Origin of the sequence: Algibacter sp. (assembly GCF_049667265.1) — a bacterium.
In the GTDB taxonomy this organism is placed as follows: Bacteria; Bacteroidota; Bacteroidia; order Flavobacteriales; family Flavobacteriaceae; genus Algibacter_B.
Window position 1 is genome coordinate 1 of the sequence record NZ_JBATHX010000323.1, and the last position, 1647, is coordinate 1647.

A 1647-nucleotide genomic window follows, 5' to 3' on the forward strand; every position below is an offset into this window, starting at 1 on the left:
CCTTTGGTGGTTTAATTATTAGATTGTTTTTTATCAATAGCGCCCCGTTTGATTATTCGAGTTTTGAGGTTCTGTTTAATAAATAATATTTTATCTTTTTATTATTCTTTTGTTTAGTATGTTTTCACCTGTGTTTATTTGAATTAAATATACACCACGATTAACATCTCTTAAATCAATTTTTTCTTGGTTTGTTTCTTTAACTAATTGTCCTAAACTATTATAAATTCTAATAGATTTTAGGTTTTTTACATGTCCTATATTAAGAAAATCGGTTACAGGATTTGGAAAAATACTTATATTTTCTAAAACGTTATTCTTAGTCGATAAGGTTGAGCTAGAAACTATTAAATCATCAAAAGCAATAACGAATTGAGTATTTGAACCAGTAACTACAAATGAAGTCACACCAGTCCAATTCAAGTTTACCACACCGCCAGAAAAAGCAGTTTCAGTAACGACCGAATTACTCCCTCCAGTAGGGGTGAAAGTTAAAGTATTAGACGGACCCACCACAGTTATTATAGACGTAATATCTACCGCTTCACTAAAACTAAAAACGAGGTTCGTACTAGGTGTTGAAGGTTCGGAACTATCAACAGAACTTGATACAACGTTACCAGACGATCCATCCAGCGCAGCGCCATTAGCAACACCCACAGAGTTAAACCCTGAAATTGTAAACGTAGCAGTAAATCCATCAACGGTTTGTGAAACATTATCGCCATTGTCTGTTGGAGTTGGTGTATCCCAATCAAAAGTTGTTTGTGCTTTTAAGCTACTAATAATTAAAAAAGCAATTATAAAAGTAATTTTGTTATTCATATTTTAAATGTTAATGTCTAAGTGGATATAATATATTAAATAGTATTTGATCTTGCAAATTTAATGAATAATAAACTAAGTTATTATTTGTTACTCATTAACTACAATAAAGTTTGTACGTCTATTTAGTTGGTGTTGTTCTTCTGTGCAATTATTAGTATCATCACAGGCATTAATTAATTTTTCTTCACCATAGCCTTTATAATCAATAATTCTAGCAGGAGAAATACCCATCCTAACTAAATAGTTAAAGGCTTCGTTTACTCTTTTTTCTGATAGTTTAATATTATATGCTGCAGGTCCTCTAGAATCTGAATAAGATTCAATTTTAATTTTCATGTTAGGATATACATTCAGCAAAGTATTGACAATATTCTCCAAGCCGTTTATATCTTCATTTCTAAATTTCGAACTATTATAACTGTAGTAAATAGGGGAGAACGCTATATTTTCAACAGTTTCTTCAACTATGTTTTCATTAATTTTTGGTTGCATAGAAAAATCATTATTAATCGATTTTACATTTATATCCAAGTTTTTTGAAGAAACCGAACTCGTTTTTTCTACAAATCCATCCTTAGTAACGGTTACTTTATAATTAGAATCTCTGTCAATAATTATGGCAAAATTTCCAGATTCGTTTGTTTTATATGTTGCAACTTCCTTGTTAACAGAATCTAACAAAGTAACAATCGCATTATTAACAGGTTCATTATTTACATTATCATAAACAGTTCCTTCAAGATTTATTTGAGGAATTCTGTCAAATCCATAAATGTCATCGCTACCTAAACCACCAGTTCTATTCGAAGCGAAATAACC

General features: G+C 30.3%; 2 protein-coding genes. Both read right to left on the reverse strand.

The features are described 5' to 3' along the window. Window positions 1-90: 90 nt before the first annotated feature. Window positions 91-825 (reverse strand): T9SS type A sorting domain-containing protein, encoded by a 735-nt coding sequence (locus WBN21_RS11465; protein WP_424200395.1) that lies wholly within the window; start codon window positions 823-825, stop codon window positions 91-93. A gap of 90 nt (window positions 826-915) precedes the next feature. After that, window positions 916-1647, reverse strand: a 732-nt coding sequence (locus WBN21_RS11470; RefSeq protein WP_424200397.1) for an OmpA family protein, incomplete at its 5' end; no start/stop codon positions are given.

Excerpts from the sequence above, each read along its gene's own strand:
- WBN21_RS11465 (WP_424200395.1), bottom strand. The coding sequence starts at position 825 with ATGAATAACAAAATTACTTTTATAATTGCTTTTTTAATTATTAGTAGC.